This is a genomic window from Roseococcus pinisoli (genome assembly GCF_018413645.1).
Classification (GTDB): domain Bacteria; phylum Pseudomonadota; class Alphaproteobacteria; order Acetobacterales; family Acetobacteraceae; genus Roseococcus; species Roseococcus pinisoli.
The window spans coordinates 215,288-239,396 of record NZ_JAHCDA010000001.1 but is presented as its reverse complement, the minus strand read 5'-3'; the positions used below and the strand labels follow the sequence as shown (position 1 = coordinate 239,396).

The 24,109-nt window shown below is 71.4% G+C and carries 26 protein-coding genes; 17 read left to right on the top strand and 9 right to left on the bottom strand.

Features of this window, described 5'->3' with window-relative positions:
* Window positions 1-176: 176 nt before the first annotated feature.
* From KHU32_RS01170 to KHU32_RS01150, 5 genes are all read right to left on the bottom strand, one after another.
* A complete protein-coding gene (locus tag KHU32_RS01170; protein ID WP_213668222.1) occupies window positions 177-950 on the bottom strand; it encodes a gamma-glutamyl-gamma-aminobutyrate hydrolase family protein in 774 nt (257 codons plus the stop codon).
* 67 nt (window positions 951-1,017) lie between these two features.
* The gene (locus KHU32_RS01165; protein ID WP_213668221.1) at window positions 1,018-1,626 is read right to left on the bottom strand and encodes a LolA family protein; all 609 of its coding nucleotides are present in this window, start codon (window positions 1,624-1,626) and stop codon (window positions 1,018-1,020) included.
* 99 nt (window positions 1,627-1,725) lie between these two features.
* A complete protein-coding gene (locus KHU32_RS01160) occupies window positions 1,726-2,367 on the bottom strand; it encodes a hypothetical protein (RefSeq protein WP_213668220.1) in 642 nt (213 codons plus the stop codon).
* A gap of 155 nt (window positions 2,368-2,522) precedes the next feature.
* Window positions 2,523-3,290 carry a TorF family putative porin gene (locus KHU32_RS01155; protein WP_213668219.1) on the bottom strand — a complete coding sequence of 256 codons (768 nt, stop codon included), beginning with the start codon at window positions 3,288-3,290 and terminating at the stop codon, window positions 2,523-2,525.
* A gap of 185 nt (window positions 3,291-3,475) precedes the next feature.
* On the bottom strand, window positions 3,476-3,676 hold the full coding sequence (locus tag KHU32_RS01150) for a hypothetical protein (RefSeq protein WP_213668218.1): 201 nt from the start codon (window positions 3,674-3,676) through the stop codon (window positions 3,476-3,478).
* Between the two features lie 179 nt (window positions 3,677-3,855).
* Here KHU32_RS01150 and KHU32_RS01145 point away from each other — a divergent pair, with 179 nt between their 5' ends.
* The 3 genes from KHU32_RS01145 to mdoH all read left to right on the top strand — a co-directional run bounded on the left by KHU32_RS01145 (window position 3,856) and on the right by mdoH (window position 7,445).
* Window positions 3,856-4,488: a ribonuclease HII gene (locus tag KHU32_RS01145; protein WP_213668217.1), complete on the top strand. Its 633-nt coding sequence runs from the start codon at window positions 3,856-3,858 to the stop codon at window positions 4,486-4,488.
* Between the two features lie 117 nt (window positions 4,489-4,605).
* Window positions 4,606-5,688 (top strand): site-specific DNA-methyltransferase, encoded by a 1,083-nt coding sequence (locus tag KHU32_RS01140; protein ID WP_213668216.1) that lies wholly within the window; start codon window positions 4,606-4,608, stop codon window positions 5,686-5,688.
* An 80-nt stretch (window positions 5,689-5,768) separates the two neighbouring features.
* Window positions 5,769-7,445, top strand: coding sequence for a glucans biosynthesis glucosyltransferase MdoH (mdoH, locus tag KHU32_RS01135; protein WP_213669610.1), 1,677 nt, complete (start codon window positions 5,769-5,771; stop codon window positions 7,443-7,445).
* Here mdoH and KHU32_RS01130 read toward each other — a convergent pair.
* Genes KHU32_RS01130 through KHU32_RS01120 form a run of 3 tightly spaced genes read right to left on the bottom strand, consistent with a single transcriptional unit; the run spans window position 7,409 to window position 9,692 of the window.
* Window positions 7,409-8,149: an FkbM family methyltransferase gene (locus tag KHU32_RS01130; RefSeq protein WP_213668215.1), complete on the bottom strand. Its 741-nt coding sequence runs from the start codon at window positions 8,147-8,149 to the stop codon at window positions 7,409-7,411. The genes mdoH and KHU32_RS01130 overlap by 37 nt on opposite strands.
* Window positions 8,146-9,039 carry a VOC family protein gene (locus tag KHU32_RS01125; protein ID WP_213668214.1) on the bottom strand — a complete coding sequence of 298 codons (894 nt, stop codon included), beginning with the start codon at window positions 9,037-9,039 and terminating at the stop codon, window positions 8,146-8,148. Before KHU32_RS01125 ends, KHU32_RS01130 begins: the two co-directional genes overlap by 4 nt.
* Window positions 9,039-9,692 (bottom strand): glutathione S-transferase, encoded by a 654-nt coding sequence (locus KHU32_RS01120; protein ID WP_213668213.1) that lies wholly within the window; start codon window positions 9,690-9,692, stop codon window positions 9,039-9,041. Before KHU32_RS01120 ends, KHU32_RS01125 begins: the two co-directional genes overlap by 1 nt.
* An 87-nt stretch (window positions 9,693-9,779) precedes the next feature.
* Here KHU32_RS01120 and KHU32_RS23380 point away from each other — a divergent pair, with 87 nt between their 5' ends.
* Entirely contained in the window at window positions 9,780-10,976 is a 1,197-nt protein-coding gene (locus KHU32_RS23380) for a murein hydrolase activator EnvC family protein (protein WP_213668212.1), read from the top strand.
* A gap of 50 nt (window positions 10,977-11,026) precedes the next feature.
* The gene (locus KHU32_RS01110) at window positions 11,027-11,494 is read left to right on the top strand and encodes a GlcG/HbpS family heme-binding protein (RefSeq protein WP_213668211.1); all 468 of its coding nucleotides are present in this window, start codon (window positions 11,027-11,029) and stop codon (window positions 11,492-11,494) included.
* 152 nt (window positions 11,495-11,646) lie between these two features.
* Here KHU32_RS01110 and KHU32_RS01105 read toward each other — a convergent pair whose 3' ends face one another.
* Window positions 11,647-12,297, bottom strand: a complete 651-nt coding sequence (locus KHU32_RS01105; RefSeq protein ID WP_213668210.1) for a S24 family peptidase — start codon at window positions 12,295-12,297, stop codon at window positions 11,647-11,649.
* Window positions 12,298-12,433: 136 nt separating this feature from the next.
* Between KHU32_RS01105 and KHU32_RS01100 the strand changes: the two genes are divergently transcribed.
* The 12 genes from KHU32_RS01100 to terL all read left to right on the top strand — a co-directional run bounded on the left by KHU32_RS01100 (window position 12,434) and on the right by terL (window position 24,104).
* Complete coding sequence (locus tag KHU32_RS01100) at window positions 12,434-12,868, top strand: hypothetical protein (protein WP_213668209.1); 435 nt, start codon at window positions 12,434-12,436, stop codon at window positions 12,866-12,868.
* Between the two features lie 14 nt (window positions 12,869-12,882).
* The gene (locus tag KHU32_RS01095; RefSeq protein ID WP_249680468.1) at window positions 12,883-13,326 is read left to right on the top strand and encodes a hypothetical protein; all 444 of its coding nucleotides are present in this window, start codon (window positions 12,883-12,885) and stop codon (window positions 13,324-13,326) included.
* Between the two features lie 210 nt (window positions 13,327-13,536).
* On the top strand, window positions 13,537-13,776 hold the full coding sequence (locus KHU32_RS01090) for a hypothetical protein (protein WP_213668207.1): 240 nt from the start codon (window positions 13,537-13,539) through the stop codon (window positions 13,774-13,776).
* A 5-nt stretch (window positions 13,777-13,781) separates the two neighbouring features.
* Window positions 13,782-15,227, top strand: a complete 1,446-nt coding sequence (locus tag KHU32_RS01085) for a portal protein (protein WP_213668206.1) — start codon at window positions 13,782-13,784, stop codon at window positions 15,225-15,227.
* Between the two features lie 8 nt (window positions 15,228-15,235).
* Complete coding sequence (locus KHU32_RS01080; protein WP_213668205.1) at window positions 15,236-15,955, top strand: capsid assembly protein; 720 nt, start codon at window positions 15,236-15,238, stop codon at window positions 15,953-15,955.
* Between the two features lie 257 nt (window positions 15,956-16,212).
* Window positions 16,213-17,046 carry a phage capsid protein gene (locus KHU32_RS01075; protein WP_213668204.1) on the top strand — a complete coding sequence of 278 codons (834 nt, stop codon included), beginning with the start codon at window positions 16,213-16,215 and terminating at the stop codon, window positions 17,044-17,046.
* A 116-nt stretch (window positions 17,047-17,162) separates the two neighbouring features.
* Window positions 17,163-17,732 (top strand): hypothetical protein, encoded by a 570-nt coding sequence (locus KHU32_RS01070; protein ID WP_213668203.1) that lies wholly within the window; start codon window positions 17,163-17,165, stop codon window positions 17,730-17,732.
* 3 nt (window positions 17,733-17,735) lie between these two features.
* Window positions 17,736-19,616, top strand: a complete 1,881-nt coding sequence (locus tag KHU32_RS01065; RefSeq protein ID WP_213668202.1) for a hypothetical protein — start codon at window positions 17,736-17,738, stop codon at window positions 19,614-19,616.
* Complete coding sequence (locus KHU32_RS01060; protein WP_213668201.1) at window positions 19,616-20,056, top strand: hypothetical protein; 441 nt, start codon at window positions 19,616-19,618, stop codon at window positions 20,054-20,056. Before KHU32_RS01065 ends, KHU32_RS01060 begins: the two co-directional genes overlap by 1 nt.
* A 37-nt stretch (window positions 20,057-20,093) precedes the next feature.
* The gene (locus KHU32_RS01055; protein ID WP_213668200.1) at window positions 20,094-22,376 is read left to right on the top strand and encodes a glycosyl hydrolase family 28-related protein; all 2,283 of its coding nucleotides are present in this window, start codon (window positions 20,094-20,096) and stop codon (window positions 22,374-22,376) included.
* Window positions 22,373-22,702: a UBA domain-containing protein gene (locus tag KHU32_RS01050; RefSeq protein WP_213668199.1), complete on the top strand. Its 330-nt coding sequence runs from the start codon at window positions 22,373-22,375 to the stop codon at window positions 22,700-22,702. The genes KHU32_RS01055 and KHU32_RS01050 overlap by 4 nt, the downstream gene beginning before the upstream one ends.
* On the top strand, window positions 22,680-24,104 hold the full coding sequence (gene terL / locus KHU32_RS01045) for a phage terminase large subunit (RefSeq protein ID WP_213668198.1): 1,425 nt from the start codon (window positions 22,680-22,682) through the stop codon (window positions 24,102-24,104). Before KHU32_RS01050 ends, terL begins: the two co-directional genes overlap by 23 nt.
* Window positions 24,105-24,109: the final 5 nt, after the last annotated feature.

The following is a 24,109-nucleotide window of genomic DNA, read 5'->3' as shown; positions in this document are numbered from 1 at the left end:
CCTGAAACGGAAAGCGCCCGACCAGGGGGGTGGTCGGGCGCCCAACAGTTCAATTCCGATCGGAATGGTCGGGCGAGCCGATTAGGGGGAACCGACGCGTCCTGCCGATGGAGAACCGCCACCGGCGTAGGAAGCATAGCGCAGCCGCAATCCGGACGCAAAGTGTATTCGATTGGTTACTCGGCTGCGTGACGCGCATACCTTGCCTGTGACCAGGCCACGCAGGCACCGCCGAAGTGTTCGAAGATGCGGCGACTGAAGGCGTCCCGCTCCCAGTCATATTCCGGATGCCACTGAACGCCCCAGGCGAAGCCCGGTGCGTCGCGGACCTTCACGGCCTCGACGGTGCCGTCCGGCGCCCAGCCCATGGCATCCAGGCGCGGCGCGAGCTTCTGAACACCCTGATTATGCAATGAATTCACGGGGACGATGGTTTCGCCCGCCAGCTCATGCAGCAGCCCCTGGGTCGCGAGGCGGATGCCATGCGCCTTGCCGGTGCGGACGGCCGGTATCGGCTGGTCGGACGGCGTGGAGTGATCCATCCGGCCCGGCAGGTCCTGGATGCGCTGGTCGAGGCTGCCGCCCAGCGCCACGTTCAGCTCCTGCATGCCGCGGCAGATCGCCAGCAGGGGCACGCCCATCTGGATGGCGGCGCGGATGAGCGGCAGCGTCGTCGAGTCGCGCTGCTGGTCCTCGGGCGTTCCCTCGGCATGGGCCGGGCCGTCGTAATGGCCGGGCCAGACGTTGCTGCGGCTGCCGGTCAGGATCAGGCCGTCGAGGCGGGGCAGGATTTCCGGTGCCAGCGCCTCACCGGCGGCCGGCAGCAGCACCGGAATCCCGCCGACGGGCCCGAGCACGACGCGGACATAACTGTCCGACGCGGCGTGGTTCGGGGTGTTGAAAGCCCCGAAGGCCTTCACGCAGCAGGAGATGCCGATCAGCGGTCTCATGAGTGCAACAAACCAAGCGGCTGCGGCGCTTTCAAGGCGTGGCCGGCGGGGTGGAGGGCTTTTTTCTTCAACGCTGCTCCAATTGCTCGCGGAATCGGGGGTCGTTGAAGGCAAAGAGGAACGGATCGAAGCGTTGCCCGGTCTCGATCTGGGTCAAGGTGACGCGCGTGCTCCGCCCCTGGGCGTCCACGACCACCCATTGGCGCAGCACCATGGGGTTGTCCTCGAGGATCAGCGTGATGCGCCCCTCCGATGGCGCGGCGGTGCGGAAGATGGTCACCGACAGCAGGCCCTGACCGCGCTCGACGCCGGCCACCGTGACATCGCCCGCGAGGCGCAGCGGCGAGCGCAGCAGCACGCTCAGCGGCGTGGAGGAGAGCGGCACCACCGTCGGCTGACGGAGCTCGCGGTCGTAATGGAAGAACTGGTTGTCCGCCGCGATCAGCAGCGTCGGCTCCGGCGGATCGTACTCGAAGCGCATGCGCGAGGGGCGCCAGATCCAGGCCGTGCCTTCTGCCGAGCCGCCGCCCTGCGAGACCTGCAGGAAGCGGGCGCGCAGGGTGGTCATGGCGTTGAAATAGGCTTCGACGCGGCCGAGCGCCTCGGTCTGGCTTTGCGCGGAGACGGAGAACGGCGCGAGGAGGGCGGGGGCGGCGAGCAGCGTGCGGCGATTCATGCGCTGTTTGTGGGCCTGCTCCAGGGCCAAAGAAAGGCCCTGGAGATTTTTCAATATATCGGGGAGGCGCCCGGCCTGAATGGACCGGGCGCCAGGGCCTCAGCGGGCGGGGGGCGTCATGCCCGGCGGGGGCATGGCCGTGCCGCGCGGCAGGCCGCCGGCGGCACCCGGAACGCCGGCGGGCATCTGCAGCGCCTGGTAGCCGGCCGGCCGCTGGAACCGCGCCGCATTCTGCGCGCCGTAGTTCACCGCGGTCGCCTCGACCTGGGCCTGCTGGTTCCCATCGGCCTGGGCGCGGAGCATCACGCCATCGGCGGTGAGGCAGGTGCGGCCCGCCTGGCCGCGATCTTCCATGCGCCAGACCGTGCAATCCGTATTGGCGACGCGGGCCGTGCCCTCACGCGTGAAGCGCGCATTGGCGGAAGGCTGCATGTTGGCGGCGGGCGGAAGCTGGCCGGCGGGGATGTCCATGATCATCCGCTGGGCTTCCATGACGACGAAGCCCGTCATGCCGTCCCGCTGGTTGATGACCATGAAGCCCTGGCCGCCCGGCAGGTCGACGCGCATGAGGCCGGTCGACGCCTGCCAGGACATCTGCATCTCGGTGCCGTTGCCGGGGCCCTGGCCGGTGACACGATAGGTGACCGCAACGTCGCGCGTGGGCGTGATCGCCGGGGGCGTCTGAGCCATGGCGGCCGGGGCAGCGAGCGAACAGGCCAGCACCATCGGGAGATATCGCATGAAGTCGCATCCTCTTTGTGGTCATGCACCCTCGGCGGGACAGGCCCTCCCGGTCAACCCCGACGCCGAAACGACGCCGCGGGGAGGGGAGCCCCGGGCGCCGTCCCTGGGCATGCCGGCCCACCCGCCGGCGAGCCCGCATGTCGGAGGTCGGATCAGAACTTGAAGGTCAGATATCCCATGGCGCGGGCGCCGCAGATGTTCTGGCTGGTGCCGAAGATGCAGTCGCCCCGGCTGATGGAGGTGTCGTAGTAGCCGACGCTGGCGGTGACGGTGGTGCCGACGACAGGCAGCACGAAGTCCCGGCTCACGCTGAGGCCCCACCAGGCATAGTCCGGCGTGCCCCAGCGCGGGTTGCGGTCGATCCACTGGTAGCCAAGCCGGGCGCCGAGGGTGAGGTCGAGAAAGCCGGTCTTCCAGTCGGCGCCGCCCTCCAGATAGACACCCGTTCCCGAGCGACCGAAATAGTTGGGCGAGACGTTGACCGCACCCAGCAGCGTGACGGGGCCGATCTCGTAATTGCCCTTGATATAGGCCTCGAAGAAGTCGAGCTCGTAGGTGCCGGGCGCGCGGCTGTAGCCGGGATAGAGATAGCCCTGCACGCCGATGTCGAGATTCGCGCCGGCCAGCGTGAAGCGGTAGCCGCCGAAGACGTCGACCTCCTGCCGGGCATCGGTGCCGGCGAAGCGCACGTTCGAGATGAAGCCGCCGATATAGACGCCGCTCGTGTGGCTGAGCTCGAAGGAGCCCTGCCAGGCGGGGCGGGAGCGGGTCTGGCTGATGCCGCGGAACAGATAGTCGCTGGCGATGGTGGCAGTGGGGGCGAGGGTCAGGCCGGTCTCGCCAAGGGTGATCTGGGCGGTGGCCGGGGTCGCGGCCGCTAAGCCTGCGACGGCGGGAAGGGCGAGCAGGAGCTGGCGCATGCGGAGACTGCCTTTCGTGATCGGACGCGATGTCGATCATGAAGGCCGCAAGACACATCAACGACAAGTTAGTTGGGCATAAAGAAGGCATAAAGGCACACGACGGCAACATAAATAGACACATTGATCAAAATATGTGCAGAAAATGCTTTTCTGCTGACCAATCATCAGGGATGAACTGGCTGTCAGGCCTTCAAATCCAGAAGGGACCCTCGCGGAAGGGGGCGGGCCGGCAGAGGCGGCACGGCCTCCAGCTTGCGTTGCGCGATGGCCTCGACCTCCCGGGGATCGAATCTGCCGGTAGCCTGGGCGGGCGCCGTTTCCCGGCCCGGCCGGATGCGGGCGATGTCCGGGGTGAAGACGGCGGAGGGAGAGATGCTGGTCATGTGCGCCACCTTCCCCCGCAGGGATAAATATCTCGTAAAGATGCCGCGCTTCCGGGCAGGAAAAATCGAAGCTGATGAGGGCGGGGCGATGAAACGCCCCATCTCCGGCATGGGCGGGAGGCTCGGCGAGGGGCGAATCGCTGGCCTCCCGCCCGGCCTCCGCGCTAAAGGCCGGCGATATGCCTGATTACAGCCTGGAAGCCGCCTTGGGCGGCCTGGTCGCGGGAGTCGACGAGGCCGGGCGCGGGCCGCTGGCCGGCCCGGTCATGGCCGCGGCCGTCCTTTTCCTGCGTCCCTGCCCGGAGGATCTCGCTGCCCTGCTCGACGATTCGAAGCGGCTGAGCGAGGCCTCCAGGCTCCAGGCCGTGCTGGCCCTGCGCGAGGCTGCCGCCCGGGGCCTGCTGGCGATGGCCGTGGGCGCGGCCTCCACCGCCGAGATCGGCCGGATCAACATCCTGCGCGCCACGCTGCTGGCGATGCGGCGCGCCGTCTCGCGACTGGCCGTGGCGCCCGAGATCGTGCTGGTGGACGGCAACCGGCCGCCGCCCATGCCCTGCCGGGTCGAATGCGTGGTGGGCGGCGACGGCCTCAGCCTGTCGATCGCCGCGGCCTCCATCCTCGCCAAGACCGTGCGGGACGAGGGCATGCGCAAGCTCTGCCGGCGCTGGCCTGCCTATGGCTTCGGCCAGCATTTCGGCTACGCGACCGCCCGCCATCGCGCCGCGCTGCAGGAACACGGCGCCAGCCCACACCATCGCCGCGGCTTCGCGCCGGTCGAACAGGCGCTGCAGGCCGTCCTGCCCGCCGTCTGAAGCGGCCATCCCAGGGGCAAATTTCGGAAAGCGCGCTCATCCGATGCCGAGGCGGTTGACGCCGCGACTCGGCCGAACGCATTGTCGGCTCCCCGATTCGCGAAGGAAAACCGTCTCTTGGGCGCTGGGCTCGACGTGCCGCTCGATAAAATTCTGGTGGGCGACTGCATCGAGGAGTTGCGGGGGCTGCCGCCTGCCTCCGTGCACGCGATCTTCGCCGATCCGCCGTACAACCTGCAGCTTCGCGGCTCGCTGCACCGGCCGGACCACAGTCTGGTCGATGCGGTGGACGATGATTGGGATCGCTTCGCCGATTACGCGAGCTATGACGCCTTCACCCGCGAATGGCTGACGGAATGCCGCCGCGTCCTGCGCAAGGACGGCACGCTCTGGCTGATCGGCAGCTACCATAACGTCTTCCGGCTCGGCACGGCGCTGCAGGACCTCGGCTTCTGGATCCTGAACGACATCATCTGGCGCAAGGCCAACCCGATGCCGAACTTCCGGGGCCGGCGCTTCACCAATGCGCATGAGACGCTGATCTGGGCCGCGCGGGGGCAGGAGGCGAAGTACCGCTTCAACTACGCCGCCATGAAGGCCCTGAACGACGACCTGCAGATGCGCAGCGACTGGTACATCCCGCTCTGCACCGGCGGCGAGCGCCTGCGCGACGAGGCCGGCAACAAGGTGCATCCGACGCAGAAGCCCGAGGGGCTGCTGCATCGCGTCATCCTCTCCTGCACGCAGCGCGGCGACGTGATCCTCGATCCCTTCCTGGGCTCGGGCACGACGGCGGCCGTCGCCAAGCGGCTGGGGCGGCACTATGTCGGCATCGAGCGCGACCCGACCTATGCGGCCGCCGCGGAAAAGCGGATCCTCGAAACCGAGCCGCTGACCGACGAGGCCGTGATGGCGACGCCCACGCGCCGCGAGCAGCCGCGTATTCCCTTCGGCAATCTCGTGGAGCGCGGCCTCGTCGCGGCCGGCGAGGCGCTGACCGACCGCCACCGCCGCTGGACGGCGACGGTGCTGGCGGATGGGACGCTGAGCTGCGGCACGGCGCGCGGTTCCATCCACGCGGTCGGCGCCGCGGTGCAGGAGGCGCCCTCCTGCAACGGCTGGACCTTCTGGCATCTCGTGCAGCGCGACGGTTCGCTGAAGCTGCTGGACATCTTCCGCACGGAGCTCGCGGGCTCCTGAACGGGACATCCTTCCGGTCCCCGGGACCGGAAGGGCGCGCCCGCCGTGCTTCGGGCACAAATCTCCCCTATCCAGGCGCGATGCCGGCCAGACGCATCGCCTTCCTTCTCTTCAGCCTCTTGTTCTGCGCGACGACCGTGCTGGCCGCCGCACGGCTGCTGGCCCTGGACGGCCTCTCCGGGCTCGACCTCGCTTTCCTCGCGACGCTGCTGCTCCTCAGCCCCTGGATCGCGCTGGCCTTCGGCAATGCGCTGACCGGCCTCGCCATCCTGCTCTTCACCGCGGACCCGCCCGCGCATGTGGTGCCGGCGATGCGCGGGCTCCGGCCCGGCTCGCCGCGCGGGCGCACGGCCATCGCCCTCTGCCTGCGCAACGAGGAGATGGCGCCCGTCCTCGCGCCCCTGGGCCAGATGCTCGACGGCCTGCCCGGCAGTCACTTCCATCTCTGGTTCCTGTCGGACACGCGGGAGCCCGCCTTCTGCGAGGCCGAGGACCTGGCCATCGCCGGCTTCCGCGCCGCGCGGCCCGCCGATGCCTCCCGCATCCATCTCCGCCGCCGCGCGGACAATGCGGGCTTCAAGGCCGGCAACGTCATGGAGTTCCTGGAGGCCGAGGGCGCGGAGTACGACTATCTGCTCTGCCTCGACGCCGATTCCGTCATGACGCCCGCGGCGGTGCTGAAGCTGGTCGCGGCCCTTGATGCCGCGCCCGACATCGCGATCCTGCAGCAGCTCATCGTCGGGCGGCCCGTGGCCGCGCCCTTTCCGCGCCTTTTCCAGTTCGGGATGCGGGTGGGCATGCGCGCCTGGGCGACGGGGCAGGGGTGGTGGCAGGGGGCCAAGGGTCCCTATTGGGGGCATAACGCGCTGATCCGCATCGCGCCCTTCCGCGAGCACGGCAAGCTGGAGCTCCTGCCCGACGGCTCGACGATCCTCAGCCACGACCAGGTGGAGGCCATCCGGCTGCATGGCGCGGGCTGGGGCGTGTGGTGCCTGCCGGAGGAAGAAGGAAGCCTCGAGGGCAATCCGCCAGCGCTGCCCGAATTCATGGCGCGTGACCGCCGCTGGGCCGCCGGCAACATGCAGTACTTCCCCCTGCTGCGGCAGCCGGGGCTGGACGCCATGTCGCGCTTCCAGCTGCTGCAGGCGATCCTGCTGTTCCTCTGCGCGCCGCTCTGGGTCCTGGCCTTCGTGCTGGCCGTGGCGCTGGCCGCGACGGGCGGGCTGGACGCGGTGCCGGTGGCGGGGCTGGCCCTGCTGATGCTGGCCCTCTGGTTCGCGCAGCATGCGCCGAAGCTGGCCGGCTACCTGCAGCTTCTGCTCCAGCCGGGACAGGCCGCACGCTACGGCGGCCGGCGCGCCGTGCTGAAGGGGGCGGCCACGGAAATCCTGTTCACGACGCTGCTCTCGCCCCTCGGCACCTTCAACCGCGCGCGCTTCCTGCTTGCCCTGCCCTTCGGGGCGCGAACGGGCTGGAGCCCGCAGAACCGCGCCGATCGCGGCGTCTCCTGGGGCGATGCGGCGCGACTGCTGTGGTTGCCGACCCTGGGGGGCATGCTGGCCTTCGGCGTGCTGGCGGCGACGGCGCCCTGGGCGATCTGGTTCGCGCTGCCCTGGGCGGGCGGGCTGCTCGTCGCGATCCCCTTCTGCGTCTGGACCTCCTCGCCGCGCCTCGCGCAATGGCTCGTGGCGCGTGGCCTCGCCGCCACGCCCGAGGAGCTTCAGGCCGCGAGCCGGCCCGCCTCCAACGCGGCGTAGACGTCGCCGCTATTGGCCTCGGCCGGCAGGGCGGCGAGCCATTCCGCCATCGCCTCGGCGGCGATGGGCGCGGGAAATTCCCAGCGCATGCTCTCGCCCAGGCAGGCGTTGAAGACGCGGTAGCCGAGTGCGACCAGCCTCTCGAGGGCCGAGCGCGCCACCTCGCGCTGGATCGTCGTGAACTCGAAGGACAGCGCGCGGGGCGTCGTGGAGAGGCCCGCCAGCACCTCGGCCTCCCAGCCCTCCACGTCGATCTTCACGAAGTCGGGCAGGCCGTGGCGGCGGATGAGCGCGTCCAGCGTGGTGCGGGGCAGGGCGATCTCCGCATCCCAGACCTGGCCTTCCCAGCCCGGCGCGCCCTGCGCCGCGGCGACGAACTCTCTGCTGGCGGTGGCGACGGTCGGGTTCGCGCTGTTGAGGCGCAGCAGCGATTCGCCCTCGCTGGCGCCCAGCAGCGCCGGCACGAGGGTGAAGTCCGCATCGGCGCGGAAGATCAGCCGCAGCGCCCGCGCCAGGCGCGGCTGCGGCTCCACCGCCACGACGCGCGCGCCGAGGCGGCGGAAGCTCGCCGCGCGGTCGCCCACATGGCAGCCGACGTCGAAGGCGAGGTCGCCCGGCGCCAGGAAGCGCCGGTGGAAATCATCCAGGGCCGGCCGCCGCTCTGCCGCATGGTAGAGGCGCAGGCTGCGGCCGAAAGCCCTCAAGGATGGAAGACCAGCGCCGCCCCGGCCGCCAGCGACGGCGGCACCAGGATCGCGCCGCCCGGCAGCTCCTTGACCGGCTTGCCCGCCAGGATCCGTCGCACCGCGGCATTGCCGTCGGAGGTCTTCACGTAGATCCCGGCCATGAAGGGCAAAGCGGGAATCTCGACGCCGGGAAGCGTCGCGGGCAGGTCCTCCGGCGAGAGGATTGAGACGCGGGTCTCGATTGCCGGCGCCTCGGGGCCGGCCACGCGCTCGCCGCCGGGGAAGCGCAGCAGGAAGCCGCCCGCGGCCCGCGGCTCGATCACGAGGCCGGTGAGCTTGGAGAGCCGCGCCGCCGTCTCGGCCGGTTCGGCGCTCACCAGCACCAGTTCCGTCAGCGCCTCGGCCTTGTTCGCATGGTCCATCCAGCGCGGCTGCCAGACGAGCTCGGGCGTGAGGTGGCGGATGAGCTGCACGCGGCCTTCCGGCGCATCCGGGTAGGGCAGGCGGGAGAATTTCGCGATCGGCCCGCCGGCCTCCACCGGGCGCTGCAGATGCGCGACCCCGGCGATGGGAATGCCGGCGCGGCGCATGCGCGCGAGGTTCGCCTCCGGATCATCGACGCCGAGCGCCAGGATATGCAGCCCGCCGTAGCGCGAGGTGAAGCGGCCGAGGTCGTTGTCGTAGCGGGTGGGGTCCAGCACCGCCAGCAGCTCGATATAGCCATGAGTGAGGAAGGCGCAGCGATTGCCCGAGCCGTAGAGCTCCACCTCGGAATCCGGCGTGCGGCGGCCGGATTGCTGCGCGATGGGCGAGAGCGCGAAGCCCAGCGCCTCATAGGCCGCCGTCATCGGCCCCAGCTCCATGTTGCAGACGCCGACATGGTCAAGCGCGAGCGCGGTCTCCGCCATCAGACGATCTCCTCGTATTTTTCCAGTTTCCAGGCGTCCGGCTCGGCCAGGGCGTCGCGGTACCAGCGGTCCACCAGCGGATGCGCGCGCACCGCGTCGATATAGGCGCGGCTGCGGGCCGTCAGCTCGGGCTGCCAGGTGAGGAAGCGCGCGCAGACCGGGGCGAACATCGCATCGGCGATGGTGAAGTCGGCGCCGAAGAGGAAGGGGCCGCCCTGCGCGTCCAGGCATTCGGCCCAGAGCGCCTCGATCCGCGCGATATCGGCCAGCGCGCCTTCGGTGCGGCGCAGGCCGGGGAAGCTGCGGCCGAGATTCATCGGCATGGCCATGCGCAGCTCGCGATAGCCGGCATGCATCTCGGAGGCGACGCTGCGCGCATGGGCGCGGACCACGCGATCGGCCGGCCAGAGCTTCGGCGCGATCTCGGCGCAGTATTCGGCGATGGCGAGGCTTTCCCAGATGCGCGCCCCGCGATGCTCGAGATAGGGGACGAAGCCGGCGGGGGTCGCCGCCTTGATCGCGGGGGTGGCGCCGCCGGCCAGCGGAATCACCTCCACGTCGACGTCGAGGCCGGCGAGCTGCACCGGCAGCCAGCCGCGCAGCGACCAGGAGGAATAACGGCGATTGCCGATCACGAGGCGGCCTTCGGCCATGGCGATCACTCCCTGATGCGTCCGGGTCGGTTCTCGCACGCCAAATCGGCGCTGGCGACACGCCCCCCTCTGAGTTTACCTCGTCCTGTGATTCGAGCCCTCGCCCTTTCGGCGGTCCTGATGGGCATCGCCATGGCGGACCCCGCCTTTGCCCAGGATGCCGCCGCCGCCCGCCGCGCCGCCGAGGTGGAGCGCGCGGCCGCGGCCCGTGCTGCCGAGAGCGCGCGCGAGGCCGCCGCGGACGAAGCCCGGCTGGCCGCCGAGCGAATCGCCGGTGCCGCGCGCGTGCAGCGGGCCGAGCGGGAGGCCGAGGCCGCCGTCGAGCGCGTGGAGGAGGCCGAGCGCGCCAGCGCCGAGGCGCTGGCCGAGCGGGATCGCCTCGCGGCGGAGATCGCTCCCATGGTGCCGCTGCTCATGCGGCTGGCCACACAGCCCGGCCCCTTGCTGCTCGCCGCGCCCATGGCGCCGGCGGATGTGGCGGTGGGCCTCGCAGGCCTGCAGATCATGCTGCGCGACGCGCAGGTGAAGGCGCGGCGGCTGCGCGAGACGGCGCAGCGCGCCGAGATGGAGGCGGAGAGCCACGCGCGGGAGCGACGCCGCCTGGCCACCGCCGAGGCCGAGGCCAGGCAGGCCTCGGCCGCGCTGGACCGGCAGCTGGAGCAGGCGCGGCAGCTGCTCGCGGAGCGAAGTGCGGCCGAACGCGATGCCGCGCGACGCGCGGAGCAGGCCGTCGGGCGCGCGCGCTCGATCACCGAGGCGCTTGCGCGGCTTGAGCGCGAGCAGGCCGCGCAAGCGCGGCGCGAGGCTGAACGCGCACGGCGCGAAGAGGAACAGGCGCGGCGGGAGGCCGCCGTCGCGGCCCGGCCCCGTGCGGTCGCGCCGGCGCCCGCGCCGTCCCGCGCGCCCGAGCCATCGGGGCCCGGCGGCTTTCCCGTGGCCGGTTCCCTGGTCCGCGAGTTCAACGCGCCGGGCGAGGGCGGGCCGGCGCGTGGCCTGACCTTCGCGGCCCAGCCGGGCGCGCGGGTGACGGCGCCCTGCAGCGGCAGCGTGGCCTTCGCCGCGCCCTTCCGCAGCTATGGCCGCATGGTGATCCTGGATTGCGGCGGCGGGCAGCACCTCGTGCTCTCGGGCATGGACCGGCTGGATGTCTCGGGTGGGCAGCGCGTGCGCTCGGGCGAGCCGGTGGGCGTGCTGCCAAGCTCGCCGCGGCCTACTCTTTATATGGAATTGCGGCGGCGCGGCGCGCCGGTGGACCCGCGCCCCTGGCTGCGCGCCGGCGCTTGACGTAGCGCGCCGGCCGGGCCTTCTTCGCGGGCTATTACGGAGAAAACGTCATGCCGCAGCCCGCTTATCCCGCCGCCGTCAACGGCCTCACCCTCGCGCAGGCCGAGATCATCGCCGATGCCGCTCTCGCCAAGGGCAAGGAGCTGGGGCTGCTGCCGCTCTGCGTGCAGGTGCTCGATGCCGGTGGCCACGTGAAGGTGACGAAGCGCGAGGACGGCGCGAGCCTGGCGCGCCCCGAGATCGCAATGGGCAAGGCCTATGGCGCGCTGGCCATGGGCTTCGGCACGCGCGAGCTCGCGCGGCGGGCGCAGACCATGACGGGCTTCACCAACGCCCTCTCCGACCTCACGGGCGGCAAGGCCGTGCCGGCGCAGGGCGGCGTGCTGATCCGTGACGCGAACCACATCCTGCTGGGTGCCGTGGGCATCTCGGGCGATGTTTCCGCCAAGGACGAAGAGTGCTGCATCGCCGGCATCGAAGCGGCGGGCCTGGCGCCCGACACCGGCGATCCGGCGTAAGTCCCGACGGGCCTCCGCCTGCTGACAGGATCGGCAGATCCTTGAAGAATCCGGCCGCATAGCGGCCGGCGCCGCCCAACCGACCTTCCAACCGGCGGGTCAGTGGCGCGGCGAAGCCAAGCGCGAAGCGCGCCGGCGTCTGAGGGGCCAGCCTATTGGCTGGCCCAGAGGATCCTATGCATCCAGGCGACGTCCGGCAGCTCGAAGCTGTAGTCCGGATGGGCGGGGTTGAGGCTCGCGAGCTCGATCCGCTTGGCGCTCTGCCGCTTCAGCTCCTTCGCCATCACCTCGCCGAGCCGCGTGCGCACCACCACGCGGTCGCCGCGCCGGATGGGCGCGGCCGGTGACACGATCACCGCATCGCCGTCGCGGAAGACGGGCTCCATCGAATCACCCGCGATCTCGAGCGCATAGGCGTTCGGATCGGCGATCTCCGGCAGGCTGATCTCGTCCCAACTGCCGCCGACGGGAAAGCCGCCATCGTCGAAGAAGCCCTCGCCGCCGGCCTGCGCCAGGCCGATCAGCGGGATGCGGCGGCCGGGGCGTGGCCCGCGCGAGGCGCTGGGCAGCGCGACCTGGCCCGAGACAAGGGCGGCGAAGGCTTCGATCCCCGCTCCGGTGGCCGACAGGACCTTGGCGACGCTCTCCGTCGAGGGCCAGCGCGCGCGCCCGTCCGGCCCGATCCGCTTGGACGGGTTGAAGGCCGTCGGGTCGAGCCCGGCGCGGCGCGCGAGGCCCGAGGCCGAGAGTCCGTTCTCGGCAGCCAACGAATCGATGGCCCGCCAGATGTCGTCGTGTCGCATGCGATTAGGACCATCATAGGTGTTGGGTCAGCAGGCAATAGGAATATGTTGCTCAAACTCCTTGCAGGCGGCGTGGTGGGATGGCTATGTTCCCTTAATGTTCTCATTTGAGCTGCCCATAAGGAACGAAGCGTCCATGTCCTCGTCGCCCAGCCCCCGCCATGTCCGTCCCCTCGTCAGCCTCGCGCGGGTCGAAGCTTTCACCTCCGCCGAGGAGGCCTGGTTCTGGACCATGTCCGCCCTCATCGCTCGCCGCGAGGGGGCGCGGATCGTCGCCGGAAAGGGGCTCGCGCCGCGTCCCTGCGAGCCCGACGACGTGGTCAAGTGCCTCGACCGCCTCTACCGCCAGCGGCGCATCGAACTGGCCCATGCGCGCATCCTGCGCATCTGGGGCGAGCGCGGCACGGCGCCCGACCCGCGGCATCTGCGGGAGCGCGGCGATTTCCGGCTTTGGCGCGAGGCGATGAACCGCCTCGAATGGCCGCTGCGGGTGAAGGGCATTGTCGCCGGTGCGCCGTCCATACGGCTGGAGGGCGCGGAAATACTGGAGTTTCCGGGTTCTCGTGCGTGACGGCGCGCCGCCCCGTGGCGCGCCCCGCCCACCGCCGCCACCTCGAGGCGCAGCGCGCCTGGATCGTCTTCGGCGGCCGCGCCGATCACCCCTGGCAGCGCCTGTTGCGGCGCGGCTTCCGGCACTGCTTCGCCGCGCTCGAGGATGCGTGCGGCTGGACGGTGCTGGACCCGCTGACGGGCCGGCTGCTCGCCGCGCGGCTCGATGTTCCGCCGGGCTTCGACCTGCCGGGATTCTACCGCCGGGCAGGGTTGCTGCCGGTCGGCCCCTTTCCGCTGGACGAGCCGGCGAGGGGCGCAGGGCTGCGCGGGGTGCCTTTCAGTTGCGTGGCGGTCTGCCGGGCGGCGCTGGGTCCGCATGCCCCTTTCGCGCTGACGCCACATGGCCTTTTCCGAGCTTTGCTTCGGGGTCAAGAAAATAGGAAAAAATTCTTGACAATTCCTTTGATCCCGACCTAAAACACTCAGGCCAAGGGGCGAATTGCGTCCTTTGGCTCTCCTCTCCCGAATGACTGGCGTTGCCGAGAGACCGGGTTCCATCAGGGACCCGGTCTCTCGGTCGTTCAGGCATGGCGTTTTGCCGGACGGCTGTCCGCGCGCCTGCGCTTTTCTTCGGATGGTCGCGCGGGACGGGGAGTCCATTCCCAGGATTCGAAGGAGTCGCCGCGCATGGCAGGCCTGTTCCGCGTCCCGAAGCCGGTGATCGTCGCGCCGCCCGCGCCCCCGCCGGCCCCTGCCGCCGCCGAGGCCGCTTCGGCCGCCGCCCGCGACACCGAAGCCGAAACGCAGCGTGTGGAGGGCCGCGCCCGTGCCCGGGGCGGCGTCGCCGGCACCATCGCGACTTCGGCCCGTGGCGTGCTGGCCGAAGTGCCCTTCGCCGCCCCGCGCAAATCGCTGCTCGGCGAGTGACGCCCATGGCCCCACCCCCGATGAGCCCCGAGCGCATCCTCGTCCGCCACGACCGCGCGGTCGCCGCCCGCCGCCCGCATGAGGCCCGCTGGGCCGATGCCTATGCGCATGCCCTGCCTTCGGCGGCCGAGGGGGCCGCGCTCTATGACGCCACGGCCGCCGATGCCTCCGAGCAGCTGGCCGCCTCGCTCCTCGCCGAACTCACGCCTCCCTGGTCGCGCTGGTTCGGCCTCGCGCCGGTCCGCGCGGTCGAGGATACCGAGGAAGGCCGCGCCTCGGCCGCCGCGCTGGAGCGCGCGGCCGAGGTCCTGCAGTCGCATCTCGACCGCTCGAACTTCGCGCTGGAGATGCACCAGGCCTTCCTGGACCTCGTCATCACCGGCACGGGCATCATGCTCGTCGAGGAGGCGCCGCCGGGCGAGGTCTCCGCGCTGCGCTTCGCCGCCGTGCCGGTTCGCACCGCCATCCTGGAGGAGGGGGTGACCGGCCGGCTCGACACCGTCTTCCGCGAGGCGCGACCGACCACGGCCGAGCTGCTGCGCCGCTTCCCGTTCGCCGAGCTGCCGCGCGGCATGCTCCGCGAGGCGGAGGCCGAGGAGGCCGATCCGCCGCGCCATCGCCTAGTCGAGGCCGTCTGGCCCGATGGTGCGGGGCATCGCTACGCCGCCGTGCTCGACGCCCCGGCCCTGAAGGCGCCGGTCTTCGTCGCGCAGGGGCGCTTCGCCGATGGGCCCTTCATCGCGTTCCGATGGTTGAAGGCGCCGGGCGAGGTCTATGGGCGCGGTCCGGTGATCAAGGCGCTGCCCGATATCCGCACCGCCAACCGCGTGGTGGAGCTGGTGCTGAAGAACGCCTCCATCGCCGCCACGGGCATGTGGCAGGCCGAGGATGACGGCGTGCTGAACCCCGCCACGGTGCAGCTCATCCCGGGTGCGATCATCCCCAAGGCGCCGGGCAGCGCGGGCCTCACGCCGCTCGCCGCGCCGGGCAATTTCGACGTCTCGCAGCTCGTGCTGAACGACCTACGCGCGCGCATCCGCTCGGCGCTGCTGGCCGATCGGCTGGGCACGCCGCAGGACGCGCGGATGACGGCGACCGAGGTGCTGGAGCGCAGCGCGCAGACCGCGCGGCTGCTCGGCGCCACCTACGGGCGCCTGCAGTCGGAGCTGCTGACGCCGCTCGTCGCGCGCAGCCTCGCGATCCTGGCGCGGCGGGGCGAGGTACCGCCCGTGCTGCTCGATCACGGCCAGGTGGCATTGCGCTACGAAAGTCCGCTCGCCCGCGTCCAGGGGCGGGCGGATGCGGCCAATACGCTGCTCTTCCTCGATGCCGTCTCGAAGATGGGCGCGGTCGCCGCCGCGCAGGTCGATGCGCCGGCGGCCGCGCGCTGGCTCGCCCGCACGCTCGGCGCGCCCGCCGAGATCCTCCTTCCCGTCCCCAGCCCGGAGTGATGTCCCCGATGCCCGACAACCTGCTGCAGGCCGCGCCCGCCGCTTCCGCCCGCCCGTCCGAGATCCCGGAGAAATTCTGGGATGCCGAGGCCGGGGCGCTGCGCGTGGAGGCGCTGCTGAAGAGCTATCGCGAGCTGGAGCGCCGCCTCTCCCAGCGCCTGGCCCCGCCCTCCGAGAGCGCCGACGAGGAGGAGCGCCGGCGCTGGCGCGAGATGCTGGACATCCCTGAAGGTCCGGAGGGCTACGCGATCGAGGCGCGGCACGAACTCTGCGGGCCCGACCCGGAGATCAACGCGCGGCTGCATGCGGCGGGCTTCTCCTGCGCGCAGGTGCAGCTGGTCTACGACCTCGCTTCCGAGCGGCTGCTGCCGCTGATCGCCGAGGCCGCGCAGCAGTTCGAGGCCGACCGCCAGACGGAGCGGCTGCGCGCACATTTCGGCGGCGAGGAACGCTTCCGCCGCGTGGCGACGCAGGTCTCCGCCTGGGGCCGCGCGAACCTGCCACCCGCGGTCTTCGAGGCGCTGGCCGCGACTTCCGAGGGCGTGATCGCGCTCGAGCGGATGATGCAGGGCGGCGAGCCCAGCCTGGTGCGCGACGCGGCGGCGCCGGCCGCGATGGATGAGGGCGAGCTGCGCCGGATGATGCGCGACGCGCGCTACTGGCGGCAGCGCGAGCCGGAATTCGTCCGCCGCGTGACGGACGGCTTCCGCAAGCTGGTGAGCGGCTAGCCGCACCTTCCTTCACCAGTTCCGGGGCGAGCGGCGCGCGATTCTTCGCGCGCCCGCCCCGCGAGGCCGCCGGTTCCTCCCTCCCCGGGAACCGGCGGCCCGCGCCCGCCGCTGCTGCCGCCGCGCGCGGCGGGCGCGTCCTCTTTGCCTGCGCAGAACCTGGCCTTCGGGCGCGCGGGCCCGCGCGGCGCCCTGCGGCCCCGATCCCGGTCAACCGCAGGCCCCGCTTCCCCAAAAGCACCCTTCTGGAGAACCCCATGTCCGGGACGATCGATCAGGCTTTCGTGAAGCAGTATCAGGCCGAGGTTCACCTCGCCTATCAGCGCCAGGGCTCGAAGCTCCGCCCCACCGTGCGCAGCAAGTCCGACATCAAGGGCGCCAGCACCGTCTTTCAGCGCGTGGGTCGCGGCACCGCGACCTCCAAGGCGCGCAACGGCGTGGTGCCGGTGATGAACCTCGAATACTCGGCCGTCGAATGCTTCCTGCAGGATCACTATGCGGGCGATTGGATCGACAAGCTCGACGACCTCAAGACCAATGCGGACGAGATCGCCGTGCTGGCGGCTTCCGGCGCCTATGCGCTCGGCCGCAAGACGGATGAGATGATCATCGCGGCGCTCGACCTCGGCACGCGCCAGGCCTTGGGCACCGGCACGGGCCAGACCGACGCCGACGGGCTGACGCGCGCGAAGGTGCTGCTGGCCTTCGAGATGCTGGGCGCGATGGAGGTGCCCGATGACGGCCAGCGCTACGCCGTCGTCGGCTGGAAGCAGTGGAGCGAGCTGCTGACGCTGCAGGAATTCTCCAACGCCGAATATATCGGCTCGGACGAGCTGCCCTGGAAGGGCACGCAGGCCAAGCGCTGGCTGGGCGCGACCTGGATTCCGCATACCGGCCTCACGCTCACCGGCACGATCCGCAGCTGCTACTTCTACCACCGAACGGCGATCGGCCATGGAGCGGGCGCGGAGATCTCCACCGACGTCTCCTGGCATGGCGACCGCGCGGCGCATTTCGTCAACAGCATGATGAGCCAGGGCGCGTGCCTGGTGGATGACGCCGGCGTCGTCCGGATGCGCTGCAAGGAATAATTTTCGCCCGTCTCAGGCGCCGGGCGCGCGCCTGGGCTTCGCCGCGCTCGCAGCGCGCGCTCGGCGGCACGGGTCTTCCGTGCCGCTTTTTCCTTATCCTTCTCCGGAGGTTCCCCATGGCGCTCACCGCGCTCGAGCTCTGCACGCGGGCCTTGCTGCGCATCGGCGCGCAGGCCATCGCCTCGCTGGACGAAGGCACGGCCGAGGCCGAGATCGCCTCCGGCCTCTATGCCGGCACGCGCGACGCGCTGCTCTCCATGCATCCCTGGAGCTTCGCGACCGGCCAGGCCACGCTGCCGCGCCTGGCGGCCCAGCCCACGGCCGATTTCGGCCACGCCTTCCAGCTGCCGCCGGGCTTCTTGCGCGCGCTTTCGGCGGGCACGCCGGGGGCCGGGCGTGGCCTGTCCTATCGGCTGCTCGAGGGGCGGCTGCACGCGGATGCCGTGCAGGTGACGCTGACCTACATCTTCCGGCCGGACGAAAGCACCTTCCCAGCCTTCTTTGCCGCCGCCCTCGTCGCGCGGCTCTCCGCCGAATTCTGCGTCCCGCTGACCGAAAGCAGCGCCCGGGCCAGCATGCTCTTCGGCCAGGCCGAAGCCGAGCTGCGCGCGGCCCGCCGCGCGGACAGCCAGCAGGCCACCACGCGCGCGCTCGACGGCTTTCCCCTCATCGCGGCGCGGGGTTGAGCCATGGCCGCGACCCGCCAGCTCAAGGCGAGCTTCACGGCCGGCGAGCTCGCGCCCGAGCTGCTCGGCCGGGGCGATCTTCGCGCCTATGCGAATGGCGCCAGGCGTCTGCGCAATGTCTTCATCCAGCCCACGGGCGGCGTCACGCGCCGGCCCGGGCTGCGCCATGTCGCGATGCTGCCGGGCCCGGCGCGCCTCCTCGCCTTCGAGTTCAACACGGAGCAGACCTACCTTCTCGTCTTCACCGCCGGCGCCTTCCGCGTGTTCCTGAACGACGCGCAGGTCGCGCAGGGCGGCACGCCCTGGGGTGAGGCGCAGCTGCCGCAGCTCGCCTTCACGCAGAGCGCCGACACGCTGCTGATCTGCCATCCCGAGCTGCCGCCGCAGCGGCTGACGCGCACGAGCCACGTCGCCTGGACGCTGGAAGGCTGGCATTGGGCGCGCGCGCCCACCTATCGCTTCGCCGCGCCGGAGGTGACGCTCACGCCCGACGGCACTGCGGGCCATGTGGCGGTCACGGCCTCGGCGCCCATCTTCAGCCCTGCGCAGCTGCATTCCGCCTTCCGCTTCCGTGGCCGGCTGGGGACGATCAGCGCCGTCGCCTCGGCCACCACTGCGACGCTGGCCCTGGCCGAGGAATTGCCGGACACGCAGCCCAGCGCCGATTGGGAGGAGGCAGTCTTCAGCTGGGCGCGCGGCTTTCCCGTCACCGCCTGCTTCCATCAGGACCGCCTCGTCATCGGCGGTTCACGCGACCTGCCCAACCGCCTGTGGCTCTCGCGCTCCGGCTCGCTCTTCGACTTCGACAAGGGCAGCGGTCTCGACGACGAGGGCATCGAGTTCGGCCTCTTCTCGGACCAGGTGAACGCCATCCGTGCCGTCTTCTCCGGCCGCCACCTGCAGGTCTTCACGACGGGCGGCGAATGGATGGTGACGGGCGAGCCGCTGACGCCTTCCTCCATCCAGCTCAATAGGCAGACCCGCATCGGCAGCAGCCCCGCGCGCCTGATCCAGCCGGTGGATGTCGACGGCAGCACCATCTTCGCCGCGCGCAGCGGCAGCGCGATCCACGAATTCGCCTATACGGACGTGCAGCAGGCCTACCAGTCCAACGACCTCGGCATGGTCGCGCAGCACCTTCTCCGCGGGCCCGTGGCCATGGCCTACGACCAGACCCGGCGCCTGCTGCACGTCGTCATGGAGGATGGCGGCATGGCCACGCTCACCCTCTTCCGCAACGAGGAGGTGACGGCCTGGACGCGACAGGAGACGCACGGCGCTTTCCGCAGCGTCGCCGAGCTCGACGGGCGCGTCTTCGTCGTGGTGGAGCGCTTCGGTACCACGCGGCTGGAACGCTTCGAGCCGGGCTTCGGTCTCGACGCCGCGCTGGACGGCATGGCAGCCGTTGCCCAGATCCATTGGAGTGGCCTCGCGCATCTCGAAGGGGCCGCGGCGGGCATCCTTGCGGACGGCGCGCCGCGCGACGATGCCACCGTCTCGCACGGCGCCGTGACGCTCGACGCTCCGGCGCGAAGCGCGCAGATCGGCCTGCGCTTCGCCCATGAGATCGAGCCGCTGCCGCCGGAGATGTTCAGCGCCGCCGGTGCGCGCGCGGCACCGCTGCGCCTGGTCTCGGTCGGCTTCCGCCTGCTGGAGACCTCGGCGCTGGACGTGGATCTCGGCCGCGGCCCGGCGCCGGTCTCCTTCCGCCGGCTGGACACGCCGGTGCTCGATGCCGCGCCGCCGCTTTTCAGCGGCGACGTGCGGCTCTCCGCGCTCGGCTGGCGGCGCGACGCGATGCGTCCGCTCTGGCGCATCCAGGGCGATGCGCCGCTGCCGCTCACGCTGCTCTCCGTCACCACCGACATGAGGACGAACGACTGATGGCCGCTCTGGGTTCCCTCGCGACGCTCGCTTCGGCTGGCGTCGGCCTCTATGCGCAGAACCGCGCCCTGCAGCAGAACGCCGCGACGCAGCGCGCGCAGGCCGAGCTGACGCAGAAGCAGGAGGTCGCGCGGCAGCAGCAGCTCACGCTCCAGCAGCAGGCCGATCAGCGCGCGCGTGGCGAGCAGGTGGCGCGCACCGTCGCCTCGGTGCGGGCGCGCCTGGCCAGCGGCGGCCTTTCCGTCGACGACGGTTCGGCCGCCGTGGTGACGCAGGGGCTGAAGGCCGATGCCGCCGCCGGCCAGGCCGACAGCGACGCGCTGTTTCGCGCGCGCCTTGCTGCCGGCCGCTCCTCCCTGCTTCAGCCGGACGGCTCGCTGACGACCTGGCTGCGCGCGGCGCCGACCTTCGGCAACGCGCTGCGCAACCTGCTGGACTGACATCCCTGCCGCCAACCAACGATCTTCGGAGCAAACGATGTCCGAGCACATTCGCATCGGCGATATCGCGCCGCGCGTGCACTACGTCGCTGACGGCGTGCAGACGGAATTCACCTATCCCTTTCCGATCTTCCAGGCCGGCGACATCGCCGTGCTGCGCGACAGCGTGCCCGCGCGCTTCGGCTACACGGTCGATGGCGCGGGCCGCTCGGGCGGCGGCACGCTGCGCTTCGCCCAGGCACCGGCGGCCGGCACGCGCGTCACTATCCTGCGCCGGCTTCCTATCACGCGCGTCACCGACTTCCAGTCGAACGGCGTGCTGCGCGCGGCCACGCTCAACGACGAGCTGGACAGCCAGATGGCCTCCCTGCAGGAGGTGCGCGACGACGTCTCCGGCACCCTGCGCCTCGACTTATCCGAGGCGCCGTCGGGCACCGTGCTGCCGTTGCGGCAGGCGCGCGCGGACAAGCTGCTGGGCTTCAACTCCCTGGGCGAGGTCACCGTCTATGACCGCAGCGGCGTGCTGGCCGCGGCCTTTCCCGGCGCCATCCCGCGCAGCGTCGAGGACAAGCTGGCCGAGACGCTGACGGCGCGCGACTTCGGCGCGGTGGGCGACGGCATCACCGATGACGGGCCGGCACTCCAGGCGGCGATGAACGCGGCGGGCAGCGCCGGGCGCTACCTCGTGATCGGCGAGGGTACCTTCCGCACCACCATGCCGCTGGCGCTGTCCGGCAATGCCGCGGGCCTGACCATGCGCGGCAGCCTGCTCTATGCGGGCCCCGGCGGCCGGGCGGCGCTGACGATCGGCGATGGCGGCGCCATACGCAACGCGACCAAGGCCTATAAGGGCCTGCGTGTGGCGCGCGCGACGGTCAGCGACTGGACCGATTTCGACGATGTCGGGATCCTGCTGCGCAACATGGATGCCTGCCTGGTCGAGGTGCATCTCGCCGAGGGCTTCACCGTCGGCATCCGCACGCTCGGCGTGGAGCGCGGCTTCGAGGACAGCAACCTCTTCCTCGGCCGCATCGTCAACAACTGCATCGGCCTCGACATCCGCTGCCAGACCGCGGCCGGCTGGAACACCTCCATGCGCTACCATGGCGGGCATTTCGCGGTGGCGAGCGCGCTGCATCCGACCCTCAGCCGCTACGGCGTCCGCTTCTCGGCGGCACCGGGCGCCTATGTCGCGCACAACCGCCACGTCTTCTTCGGCCCGGCCTTCGAGCTCCAGGCCCGCGACCGGCCGGCGATCCTCGGCATCCCCTTCCTGTCGGAGGTGAGCAGCCGCGCGGTCATGGCCTATGGGCTGCGCATGGAGGGCTGCTCGCCCTATGCCGCGCACCACACCGCCAATGCGCAGGACCACGTCTACGAGATCGCCTGGGCGAGCCAGGGCTATGCACTCGACGTGCTCTATGGTCCCGGCGCCACGCGCGTCGGCGCGGTGCTGCGCGGGCTGCACCAGGCGGCGGCGCATCGCGAGTTCACGCGCGAGGTCGGCAGCGTGCCGAGCCTGCGCGCCGCCGCCTTCCGCTGGACGGCGACGCAGACAGGCTTCGACCGCCTGGCCTGCCTTTCCTCCAATGTCGGCGGCGGCGCGGCGACGCTGGCCGACTTCGCCTTTCCCGGCCTGGAGAGCTTCGTGCTGACCGATCGCGGGGTGATCCTTCCCGGCGGCCGCGGGCTCGGCTTCGTCGTCGATGCGCGGCGCGCGCGGGAATTCGCGCTCGCCGTGGATGCCGATAATCCGCGCCTGGTCGTGCAGTGCTTCGACGGTGCCATGAACCTGCTGACCAGCGGCGCGGGCCAGCTCGTGCGTGCCTCGGGCATGTCGCTCACCTGGAGCGAGTCCGCGCGATGGTGGCAGGGCTCGGCCGATATGACGGATGCGGATCTCACCAGGCTGCAGGTCGTGCGGCTGGAACCGGCGGTGGCCTTTGCCATCATCGGCGTGGCGCGGATCGGCGCGAATTACGAGGTGCGGGCCATGCGGCTCTGCACCGATCCGGCCGTCTCGCCGCCGCTGCTCTACGGCCTGCCGGATCTGCGCCATGGCTCGCGCGAGCTGAAGGCCGAGGCCGAGTGGGATGCGCCGCTGATCGCCGCCGGCGCCACGGCGCAGCTCAACGTGCCGCTGCCCGGCGCGCGGCCTGGCGACTTCGTGCAGGCGGCCTTCAGCCTCGCGACCTCGGGCGTGCTCTTCCTGGCGCAGGTGGGCGCGCAGGACGTGGTGTCCGTCACCGCCTGGAACCGCACCGCCGCCGGGGTGGACCTCAATCCAGGAACGGTGCGCGTGCGGCTGGTGAAGTCTTGAAGCGCCGCAAGCCGCGCCCCGTCGCCGAGCCCGACCTCGCGCCCGCCGTCGCCGAGGTGATGGCCGATTACATGGGCTTCCTCCGCGCCTCGCGCGTGGAGGGGGAGGCCGATCCCAAGGCCTTCGGCGCCCGGCATGCCGCGGCGAAGTCGGCGCTCGGGCATATCGAGCAGCTGCTCAAGCTCTCCGGAGCCTCGGAGGACGAGGCGGCGCAGGCGCTCGACGAATGCCGGGCCGCGCTGGGGGAGGCGCGCCGCGAGATCGGCGGCCTGTCCGATGATCCACCAGAGGAGACGCCCCCCGATGACGACGGAGACGCCGGCTGACCTGCTGGAATTCGTCTGGGTCTGGAACCGGCTCCAGGGCCTGGGCACGCCGCCCGTGCATCGCCGCATCCTCCGCTGGCTGGAACAGGAAGCGCCGTCGCAGCGCCGGCTGCTGATGGCCTTCCGCGGCTGCGGCAAATCGACGCTGATCGGGCTCTTCTGCGCCTGGTCGCTGTACCGGCGGCCGGAGCTGCGCATCCTGGTGCTCGCGGCCGAGCAGTCGCTGGCGGGCAAGATGGTCGGGCATGTCCGCCGTATCATCGAGCGCCATCCCCTCTGCGCGCCGCTGCTGCCGGAGCGCGACGAGGCCTGGGCGGCCGACCGCTTCACGGTGGCGCGGCCCGGCGCGCTGCGCGATCCCTCGATGCTCGCGCAGGGCCTGCAGGGGAACATCACCGGTGCGCGCGCCGAGCTCGTGATCTGCGACGATGTGGAGGTCGCGGGCAATTGCGACACGCCGGGCAAGCGGCTCGACCTGCGGGAGCGGCTGGCGGAGACCGAGTTCGTCCTGACCCCGGGCGGCACCATCCTCTATGTCGGCACGCCGCACACGGAGGAGAGCCTCTACCGCCCGGGCGACCCCTTCCTAGCGGGCTACCGCCGCCTGGAGGTGCCGATCGAGGACGCAACGGGCCGCAGCGCCTGGCCGGAACGCTTTTCCGAGGCCGCCATCGCCGCGCTGCGCCGGCGCGTCGGCCCGCTGCATTTCCAGCGCCAGATGCTGCTCCAGCCCATCGCCGCCGGGGCCGCGCGCCTCGATCCCGCGCTGCTGCTGCGCTACGCCGAGGAGGTGGAGTATCGCGAGGCCAATGGCTGCGCGCAGCTCTGGCTGCTGGGGCGGCGCATGGCCTCGGGCGGCGGCTTCTGGGATCCCTCCTTCGGGCGCGTGGAGGGCGGGGACGGTTCCGTCCTGGCCGCGACCTATACGGATGGCGAGGGCGGGCACTACCTCCATCGCCTCGCCTGGATCACCCAGCGCGAGGACGCGCCCGACGATCCGGCGACGCAGCAGTGCCGCCAGGTCGCGGCTCTGGCGCAGGAGCTGCGCCTGCCGGTGCTGCGCGTCGAGACCAACGGCCTCGGCCGCTTCCTGCCGGCCTTGCTGAGACGCGAGATGGCGCGGGCCGGCGCGGCCTGCGTCGTGGTGGAGCATGCCAGCCACCGCGCCAAGGCCGACCGCATCCTCGCCGCCTTCGATCCGCTGCTGGCCGCGCGCCGGTTGCACGCGCATGACAGCGTCTTCCGCACCGGATTCGTGCGCGAGATGGCCGAATGGCGACCCGAACTCCGCGGCGCCCGCGACGATGCGCTGGACGCCGTCTCGGGCTGCCTGCTGGCCGAGCCGGTGCGGCTGCCCGCGCTGTCGCGCGTGACAGGGCCCTCCTGGCGGGGGGCGGGCTGAGCCGC

Coding starts and splice junctions, on each gene's coding strand:
- KHU32_RS01170 (WP_213668222.1), bottom strand. CDS start 950: ATGAGACCGCTGATCGGCATCTCCTGCTGCGTGAAGGCCTTCGGGGCT.
- KHU32_RS01165 (WP_213668221.1), bottom strand. CDS start 1,626: ATGAATCGCCGCACGCTGCTCGCCGCCCCCGCCCTCCTCGCGCCGTTC.
- KHU32_RS01160 (WP_213668220.1), bottom strand. CDS start 2,367: ATGCGATATCTCCCGATGGTGCTGGCCTGTTCGCTCGCTGCCCCGGCC.
- KHU32_RS01155 (WP_213668219.1), bottom strand. CDS start 3,290: ATGCGCCAGCTCCTGCTCGCCCTTCCCGCCGTCGCAGGCTTAGCGGCC.
- KHU32_RS01150 (WP_213668218.1), bottom strand. CDS start 3,676: ATGACCAGCATCTCTCCCTCCGCCGTCTTCACCCCGGACATCGCCCGC.
- KHU32_RS01145 (WP_213668217.1), top strand. CDS start 3,856: ATGCCTGATTACAGCCTGGAAGCCGCCTTGGGCGGCCTGGTCGCGGGA.
- mdoH (WP_213669610.1), top strand. CDS start 5,769: ATGCCGGCCAGACGCATCGCCTTCCTTCTCTTCAGCCTCTTGTTCTGC.
- KHU32_RS01125 (WP_213668214.1), bottom strand. CDS start 9,039: ATGGCGGAGACCGCGCTCGCGCTTGACCATGTCGGCGTCTGCAACATG.
- KHU32_RS01120 (WP_213668213.1), bottom strand. CDS start 9,692: ATGGCCGAAGGCCGCCTCGTGATCGGCAATCGCCGTTATTCCTCCTGG.
- KHU32_RS01110 (WP_213668211.1), top strand. CDS start 11,027: ATGCCGCAGCCCGCTTATCCCGCCGCCGTCAACGGCCTCACCCTCGCG.
- KHU32_RS01105 (WP_213668210.1), bottom strand. CDS start 12,297: ATGCGACACGACGACATCTGGCGGGCCATCGATTCGTTGGCTGCCGAG.
- KHU32_RS01100 (WP_213668209.1), top strand. CDS start 12,434: ATGTCCTCGTCGCCCAGCCCCCGCCATGTCCGTCCCCTCGTCAGCCTC.
- KHU32_RS01090 (WP_213668207.1), top strand. CDS start 13,537: ATGGCAGGCCTGTTCCGCGTCCCGAAGCCGGTGATCGTCGCGCCGCCC.
- KHU32_RS01085 (WP_213668206.1), top strand. CDS start 13,782: ATGGCCCCACCCCCGATGAGCCCCGAGCGCATCCTCGTCCGCCACGAC.
- KHU32_RS01080 (WP_213668205.1), top strand. CDS start 15,236: ATGCCCGACAACCTGCTGCAGGCCGCGCCCGCCGCTTCCGCCCGCCCG.
- KHU32_RS01075 (WP_213668204.1), top strand. CDS start 16,213: ATGTCCGGGACGATCGATCAGGCTTTCGTGAAGCAGTATCAGGCCGAG.
- KHU32_RS01070 (WP_213668203.1), top strand. CDS start 17,163: ATGGCGCTCACCGCGCTCGAGCTCTGCACGCGGGCCTTGCTGCGCATC.
- KHU32_RS01065 (WP_213668202.1), top strand. CDS start 17,736: ATGGCCGCGACCCGCCAGCTCAAGGCGAGCTTCACGGCCGGCGAGCTC.
- KHU32_RS01060 (WP_213668201.1), top strand. CDS start 19,616: ATGGCCGCTCTGGGTTCCCTCGCGACGCTCGCTTCGGCTGGCGTCGGC.
- KHU32_RS01055 (WP_213668200.1), top strand. CDS start 20,094: ATGTCCGAGCACATTCGCATCGGCGATATCGCGCCGCGCGTGCACTAC.
- terL (WP_213668198.1), top strand. CDS start 22,680: ATGACGACGGAGACGCCGGCTGACCTGCTGGAATTCGTCTGGGTCTGG.